Origin of the sequence: uncultured Corynebacterium sp. (assembly GCF_945649885.1) — a bacterium.
Classification (GTDB): Bacteria; Actinomycetota; Actinomycetes; order Mycobacteriales; family Mycobacteriaceae; genus Corynebacterium.
Map to the genome: position 1 here is coordinate 1 of NZ_CALZFS010000132.1, position 7,806 is coordinate 7,806.

Consider the following 7,806-nt stretch of genomic DNA (forward strand, 5'->3'; position numbering starts at 1 on the left):
TCCCGATCCCTGTGCCGTGGCGTATGATTCTGGGCTTTAACAGACCCTGTTTCAGCACCTTTCCCCCTGGTAGGGCCGCAACACTCCCCCGGTCACAGGTTGCTAAGCAAAGACAGTCTCTATACCGTGTCTCAGTAAACGGAGATACTCTCCAAATAATCCCTTTCCGCCACATCCTCACATAGCAACCACTCCCCTGCCACCAAGAAAAGGACCCCTTTCATGAGTCAGAAGACAATGCTTCTCAGTGCCACCCTGCTCAACGGCTATGGCACCCAGGGCCAGGCATGGCGCGCTCCCGAAAATGACAAGAGCAACTTCACCGACATCGAAGCTCAGGTGAAATTGGCACAGGCTGCTGAACGCGGAAAATTCGCCTTCCTGTTCACCCCGGACTTCCCGGCCGCTGGCGAGGAGCTGGGGTCCCAGCCTCCCCAGTCCACACTTGATCCCATTGTCACGCTCTCAGTTCTGGCTCATCAAACCAAGCGCGTTGGTTTCATCGCCACCGGATCAACCACCTACAACGAACCCTATAACCTGGCCCGCCAGTTCAAGGTACTCGATATCCTCAGCCATGGTCGCATCGGCTGGAATGCCGTCACCACGAGCGCCCCAAATGCCGTGGCCAACTACGGTGAGCGGGTCCGTCCACGCCCGGAACGCTATGAGCGCGCCCATGAAATGATCCAGATCGTGCAGGCACTCTGGGGCAGCTGGGGTGAGGAAGCCTGGATCCACAATGTGGAGACCGGCCAATTCCTGGATACCAATCACATCCAGCCCATCAACCTGCAGGGCAAGCATGTTGCCTCCCGTGGCCCACTGGCCATCCCGCCTTCAGAGCAGGGTCAGCCAGTCATCGCCTCTGCTGGTGGTGGCGATTATGGGGTGGAGCTTGCCGGGCGCTATGCCAGTGTTGCCATCGGTTCCTCCACCTATGACTTCGACACCACCCGCCGGGAGCGGGATATCTACCGCGCCGCCACACAACAGGCTGGCCGGGATGCTGATGAGCTGAAGTACTTCACCGGATTCATGCCCATCATGGGCAAAACCGTGGATGAGGCCATTCAAAAGCGCATGCAGCTAGATCAACACCTTGCACCACAGCGGGTTCCGGTGCTGGGCATGATGCTTGGGATGATGCTGGATGCGTCTCAGATTGATCAGCCATTCAGTGCAGCCCAACTTGAGCAGGCCTGGGCAAACCCCAGGGATCCCCGTTCGGGGCGTGCACTCGAGATTGCACACCAGGGTTGGACCCCACGTGAGATCCTGGCCCACGGCGTCATCGACTACGCCCCCAGCCCGGTCGGACCACCTGAGGCCATTGCCGATTACCTGCAGAACGCTTTTGAGGCTGGCATTGCCGATGGTTTCTGGTTGCAACAGGCCACCAACTCAACCGCGGATGAGTTTGTGGATCAGGTTGTCCCCATCCTGCAGAAGCGCGGCCTGTACCACGAGGATTATGAGGGTTCCACGCTGCGTGAGCACCTGGGTGTGCCACATCAGTACGGCCAAGATCCCCGCCTTAAATAATCTAAATTCTGCCCAAAAACAGGAGGCACCAGGCTTCGGCATTCCTTAGTCATTGCAGGTTGTGGTGTTAGGCTACATCCGGAGAAGCACTCCAGTTGCACCATATGGAGAGCACTCCAGTTGGCAAAATTTATCGCGGACAGGGGAAAACATGTCAACAGGTCGACCGCTGCGAGCGGATGCACAAAAAAATTACGATTCACTGATCAAGGTGGCACGCAACCACCTCAGCCAGCAGGGAGTGTCCACCTCCCTTGATGCCATCGCCAAGGAAGCCGGAGTCGGTGCGGGAACCCTGTACCGGCATTTTCCTGACCGGGATCATTTGATCTTCGCTGCTCTGAACACCCAAGGCGAAGAACTACGTGAAACCGCTGCCACCATTCGGAAGTCAGCAAAGGTCGAGGATCAACTGGAGTCATGGCTGAGCGAAGTGGAGAAATACTTCAGTTCCTATCACGGGCTGCCTGATTCCCTGGCCAAGGCACTGGACAAGGGAACGAACACCCCGCTGGCGATCACCTGCCATGAAATCATCGAGGTCACCGAGGCTTTCCTCACAGAAGCCCAACAGCTCAACATCGCCCGGGCAGATGTCACAGCACAGAACCTCTTTGAAGCCACGTTGATGATCGCGTGGCTCAGTGCCCGCGTCCCTGACCAGGGAAACGGGCTCAACGCTGTACGAAACCTCTGCCGCTACGGCTACCGCGTCTAACGCTTTCCCTGTTTAGAACCAGGCGTCAGCCAGCAGCTGCAGGGAACGCTCGCGCACAGCCGGATCATAGGCATAGGTGGTGGTGATGAGCTCATCAGTACCGGTGCGTTCCACCAGTTCCTGGAGCTGAGCCTTGACTGTCGACGGGGCACCCACCGCCTTGATGCGCAGCATGGGCATCCTGCTGGCACCCTGGCCTGGGATTTCGCTCGGATCCACAGGTGGTTGCATCAAACGGCTCTGACCACTGTGCAGATCAAGGAACATCTGCTCAACGGTGGTAAATTCCCGTGCTGCTTCTTCATCAGAGTCAGCCACCATGACATTGACGCCCACCATCACGTATGGCTTGTCGATCTGGGCGGTGGGGACGTCGGTGGTGAATGACTCTCGGTATACCTGGATGGCTTCATCAATCTGATCCGGTGCAAAGTGTGAAGCAATGGAAAACGGCAGACCCAGCTGACCAGCGATGGAGGCACCATTCGGGGTGGAACCCAGCACCCAGATAGGCACATCGGTGCCGGCGGAAGCAGCAGAGAGAATCGGCATACTGTGTGAGGTACCGGTTTCACCGAACCACCCCTGCATGTCATAGATGCTCTGGGCAAAAGCCTGCGGTTCAGATGAAGAGCGGCTCAATGCCTGAGCGGTCATCCTGTCTGTTCCCGGGGCACGTCCCAGGCCCAGGTCAATCCTGTTTCCATGCAGGTGAGCCAGGGTTCCAAACTGTTCAGCAACCATGAGTGGGGCATGGTTGGGCAGCATCACACCACCAGCACCCACACGAATCTTCGAGGTGACAGCTGCTGCCTGCGAGATCAACAATGAAGTCGCACTGGAGGCGACATTCGGGGTGTTATGGTGCTCAGCAAACCACAGCCGGTTGAATCCCAGCTGGTCAGCAGTGCGGGCTGATGCCATCGAGGCATCGATGGCATCCTTCGCAGTGGACCCTTCAGAGACTGAAACCAGGTCGAGAATACTTAAAGGTACAGACATTGGCGGAGCTTCCTCTCATTCGCACAATAGGAGCATTAGACAGTGACAACCGTCAGCAGATAAGTGGAGCGATGCTCCATTTAGCCCCCTGCCAGCCTATTGCGGAGACAGTCTCCGGTCAAACATGTACGGGAGCATCCAGACCCCTCAAGCAGGCGTGGCCCCCCAGGCAGGATGCACCAGAGGCCCGATCCCACAGGACATGGTTCTTTCTAAGTCTTTATAAGGCATACCCCAGAGTGACGTGCACAGCGGCCAAAGGAAACTTCCCGAAGAAAATGACATCATGGTTTCATGACATGGCTTCTGGTGCTTGCGGTCCTTATCGTCCTCATTGTCGCCGGGGCAGTCCTTCCCCGGCGGGTCAAACAAGAGCAGCTCGGCTTTCCCTGGTTCTGGGTGGCATTTCCCATCACCGTCTTGGCCGTGGCACTCACCGTCTATTCTTTCCTCCCCATTGCGCCACTGGGCCTGGAATATGGATGGACCATGTACGCCCCCTTGTCCGATCCCTCTGACGACTACACGGACCCATTGTGGCCGGGAAAAATCCTGTGGGTTGTTACCGCTGTTGCGGGCACGGGCTTATCGGTATGGACTTGGCGTCGCGGGCGCGTATAAACGGTGCTGTTGCAAACTTCAGGCGGAGAGCCATGAGGACCCAGTCCTTCATCCTCTGATGCTCGCTCAGGCAGCCTCGAACACTCGACTGACGATCACCGCGTCCGGATTCAGGTGCCCGTAGGGGAACATGATGTCCTGACCTTTTCGTGAATCGAGTGCATCGCTTCCATCCCTTTCAACGTCCGATATGCAGACGTCTAAGTTCTTAAATGCACCCTTCGTCCCCAGGATCCGTTTCAACCGCCCATGATCTCCTTCAATGACGTTGTTGAGATACTTCACCTGCCAGTGTTCCACTGTTAGCGGGCAGATTCCCTCCGCCTTCAGCTCAGCAATCGCCTTGGCCAGATAGGGCGCCTTATCGGTGTTGATCACCCGGGGATACCCGGCTGAGGTATGTGACCGGAGGGTTTTGGCCAGGAAACGCTTGACGGGAGCGACGTTGCGTTTTGGGGAGAGATAGAAGTCCAGGGTCTGCCCACCAGTGGGAATAACCCGATAGAGGTAGCACCACGTCCCGCCGACCCGGATATAGGTCTCATCCACCCGCCAGGAACTTATCCTGCCAGTCGGGCACCTGCCGGTGACCTATGAGTTTGCTTGTCCAGCTCAGGGGCGTATTTCTGCACCCAGCGGTAGATGGTGGTGTGATCGAGTGGCACGCCCCGCTGAAGTCATCATTTCTTCCAGATCTTAGATCAGCTCACCCCGCAGAGGGTAGTGACCTGCACACCGCTCACAGGATGATTTCTCGAGGGAACTGCCGACCGGAGAAGATACCCATGGACCTGACTATTTCACGTCGATCTTCCTACTGCCCCAACTTTGCAACAGTACCCGCGAACATCTGACATACCCTTAAATTCCTAAGCGTAACTCGAAAATCACTGCCTGGAAGTGGACTTCCCCCACTGACCTGGGCGAAACTGATGCCACTCAACTAAGAAACTTTATCAGCCGAATCTGACAGCTCTGGCAATCACGATTTTCTAACTGTAGAAATCTTCTTGATCCGTTTGCTCCGTATTAGACGAATGAAAGTCCATGACGGACTCCATAGTCGTCTGGTAATCATCGACGAAAAGAATATTGTTCTCAAACCAAAGTTCTTGCGGGCCGAGCAGGCTGGCCAGCATCTCAGAAACAGTGGGAAACACGCGTGCGCTGTAGGGGTTGGACGAAGAAGGGTAGATTATTTCGTCGCTAATCAGTTTGAAGATCGCGCTAACCCACTGTGCATAATCGAAGCATTGTAGCGCTACATTCGCCGATTCAGAGACCAGGGGTGCACCGTACTCGAACTCGAAACGGCTAACTACTGCGGTTTCTACAAAGAACGCGCCAGTCTCGTTAGCCAACATCTGGAGTGCGTTCGATATAATCTCCGGGTATTGGCAATGTTCTTGTAGCCAATCAGGGACGGGTTTGGCGTCCCTGACAATCGTAAGCTATTCGTCACTCACGCTCCGAGGGGCTTCTCTACCGTCACTCAGCGCAGACAGTGAATCCAGGTATGCGTAGCGTCCATGGCCCGATGCATAGTAGGTCATGAGAGCGACAAGTGGAGCGTCGAAGTTCGAAGAATCCTCCACTTCCTTTCCCGAAGGCATAGTGATCTGCGTTGAGATTTCAGAGAAGTCGATGTCTTCTACCTTTCGAAATAAACCACCGATATTGTGGCCAAAGTTTTGCACACGTGGAAACTTACCGGTAGTGAGATACTCCCAGGAAGAAAGCGTCAATTTACATAGCCTCTCCAGCGCAGTCGTCACCGACAACATCCCCTCGTATAGGTGGAAGTTGAAGGCCTGATGATTCATTTCGGTGAACTGATTAGTGGGAATCGGCACTCTACTCAGCTGAAGGGCCCCTTGGTTGAACTGGCACTCCCGCACCAATGCGGTCCACTGATCGTCATATGGGTTCATTGCAATATCTTTCTCCAGTAATGGCGAGAGTGGGTTCCATCTTCGCCATGGTCTGACCGACGACTGTCGGTCAGACGATGCAAATATCAGGTTCACATAAATTTAAGCGGGTTTCTCGACTATTCAATTAAAGGTGGAGGACTTTCTATACGAAGAAAGTCCTCCTGTTGTAAAAGATTGCAAACCGTCACCACGATCGGATAACCAATGTACTCCTGCGATCACATACCCCAGTGGGATACCGTTCCCGTCGACCAACAGGGATCGTTTAGTGCCCTGTTTTCCCCGGTCAAACGGGGATCTGCCAGCGGCTTCATCACCACACGGGGCTTTGGTGATACATCCGTCCATACTCAGATCTTCCAGGTCCAGTCTGATGATCCGGTCATAAGCTTCCAGGCAGATCTGTTCCAATTTCTCAAATATCCCAGCGTTGAGCCACTCATCCCGGCGGGTGCGCAGGGTCGTTGCCGAGCAGGTGGTGTCGGCGATCCTGGCATAGGAAGCGCCTAGGACGAGGACCTGGATGAGTGTGTCGAAGATGATCCGGTCGGAGATTCTCGGGTGGTGACACCCCAGCGAGTGGGCGCCGATCACAGGTGGGATCAGGGCTGTGAATTGAGCCCAGATGGGTTCGATAAGCGATGATGAAAGGGCAGGCACGGGTGCTCCTGAGTGGCTTACGTTTTCTTGGTCGAATCCGTATGTACCAGGTCTCGTGCCTGCCCCATTTCATTACCCCACTTGAACCACCAATCCGCGCGATCTCTTAGAAAGACCTGCACCCGCCGGAAGAACGCTTTCTGGCAGGTACACGAGATGCGACAAGTATGATGAATTTTGGCTAATGCTTAGCCTCATTCTTTTATGTAGGTCACTCCGAATTCACGAACCTGTCGGAACTCCTGATGGCTGGTAGCGAAGTCCATCCAACCGCCTTCGAACTTTTGGAAGATATCTAGACCTCGTCCTAGATTGATCCGCCATCCGGTGTCAGTTCGAATCCATCGGTCATGTGCGCTGTCGCTGAAGCTAACGTGGAATTTGATGCCGTACTGTGGTGTTCGGTCGTAGATCTCCTTGAGCATGAGCAGCTGTTTTTGCTTAAAGGCAGCATCAGGCTCTTCGCTAGTGGTGAGGCGGAAAGTCACTTCCTCGGCTGGGTCCTTCGCCGAAGCGATCGCGGCGAGCAACTCGACCAGATTGCGCCCCTGATGAGGCTGTCTAATATAGGGATCCTGAAGCTCGATCTCGGTAGCTCCAGCCAGGTAGGGGAGTAGCAGCGTCTCGTATGAGACTCCTCGCTGATTCTCCTGGAAGTCCCGTTGCCCCTCGTAGAGAGGCTTAGGCTCGTCCATTGCAGCCTTTATTGCAACTGCGGAGGCGGCCGCCAGCGGCTCGGGATCTGGGACAATGTGGGCGCTCGCTCCCGAATCCCGGTAGTAATGCCCTGGGTGCTCTTCTTCTTCCAGCGTGGTGACGCCACGCCATGTCCCTGTCACCGTGTTGTATCCGAACTTTACGGCTGCCATCGTGTCATCGATGCGGAGGATCTGGTCTTTCACACGTTTTCGGCCTTCGACCGCGAACCTGAGGATCTCCTCGATCTCCTCGGCGGTGGCTTGCTCATGCGGATACAACAGTTTCATGAGACCGGAGAAGGTCTTGTGGATGCTGTCGCGGTCCCGGGTAGAAATATCCGACCCTAAAGTGAAGTGCTGCTGGTAGCGGTCGGAGAAATCGAGGTTGCGCATCGATTTAAGCACTTCGGCAATGTAGTCGACCACAAATCCATAACCGTTCGAGAACATCTCGCCACGGATCGTATCTACCTCCCACCCAGGAATGTAGAAGTGCAACCGGTCCAGGAACGCCGAGTCATGGTAGCTCTCAGGAAGCTCGTCGAACAGGTCGGAGTGCTTGAGCATATAAGCCACGTTGTGCGAGGTGTTGCCGACGAACACCATGGAGGCCTCGGCCCCAAGTGTC

The 7,806-nt window shown here is 55.4% G+C and carries 7 protein-coding genes and 2 pseudogenes; 3 read left to right on the forward strand and 6 right to left on the reverse strand.

Annotated elements, in window-relative coordinates:
- The first annotated feature begins 222 nt into the window (after nt 1–222).
- Together Q0M74_RS11960 and Q0M74_RS11965 are read left to right on the forward strand one after the other, a co-directional pair.
- Nucleotides 223–1,545, forward strand: a complete 1,323-nt coding sequence (locus Q0M74_RS11960; RefSeq protein WP_293954768.1) for an NtaA/DmoA family FMN-dependent monooxygenase — start codon at nt 223–225, stop codon at nt 1,543–1,545.
- Between the two features lie 211 nt (nt 1,546–1,756).
- Entirely contained in the window at nt 1,757–2,263 is a 507-nt protein-coding gene (locus Q0M74_RS11965) for a TetR/AcrR family transcriptional regulator (RefSeq protein ID WP_293954770.1), read from the forward strand.
- A 12-nt stretch (nt 2,264–2,275) separates the two neighbouring features.
- On the opposite strand, the gene Q0M74_RS11970 is transcribed toward Q0M74_RS11965, so the two are convergent.
- On the reverse strand, nt 2,276–3,265 hold the full coding sequence (locus tag Q0M74_RS11970; RefSeq protein ID WP_293954772.1) for an LLM class flavin-dependent oxidoreductase: 990 nt from the start codon (nt 3,263–3,265) through the stop codon (nt 2,276–2,278).
- Nucleotides 3,266–3,559: 294 nt separating this feature from the next.
- Here Q0M74_RS11970 and Q0M74_RS11975 point away from each other — a divergent pair, with 294 nt between their 5' ends.
- A complete protein-coding gene (locus Q0M74_RS11975) occupies nt 3,560–3,886 on the forward strand; it encodes a hypothetical protein (protein WP_293954774.1) in 327 nt (108 codons plus the stop codon).
- A 66-nt stretch (nt 3,887–3,952) separates the two neighbouring features.
- Here the strand turns inward: Q0M74_RS11975 and Q0M74_RS11980 are convergent.
- The 5 genes and pseudogenes from Q0M74_RS11980 to Q0M74_RS12000 all read right to left on the reverse strand — a co-directional run.
- A pseudogene (locus tag Q0M74_RS11980) lies at nt 3,953–4,622 on the reverse strand (IS6 family transposase).
- A gap of 256 nt (nt 4,623–4,878) precedes the next feature.
- Nucleotides 4,879–5,250 carry a hypothetical protein gene (locus Q0M74_RS11985; protein WP_293954776.1) on the reverse strand — a complete coding sequence of 124 codons (372 nt, stop codon included), beginning with the start codon at nt 5,248–5,250 and terminating at the stop codon, nt 4,879–4,881.
- A gap of 87 nt (nt 5,251–5,337) precedes the next feature.
- On the reverse strand, nt 5,338–5,817 hold the full coding sequence (locus Q0M74_RS11990) for a hypothetical protein (RefSeq protein WP_293954778.1): 480 nt from the start codon (nt 5,815–5,817) through the stop codon (nt 5,338–5,340).
- 213 nt (nt 5,818–6,030) lie between these two features.
- A pseudogene (locus Q0M74_RS11995) lies at nt 6,031–6,480 on the reverse strand (IS5/IS1182 family transposase); the annotation flags it as partial.
- Between the two features lie 194 nt (nt 6,481–6,674).
- On the reverse strand, nt 6,675–7,806 hold a 1,132-nt coding region (locus tag Q0M74_RS12000), incomplete at its 5' end, for a BREX system Lon protease-like protein BrxL (RefSeq protein WP_293954780.1).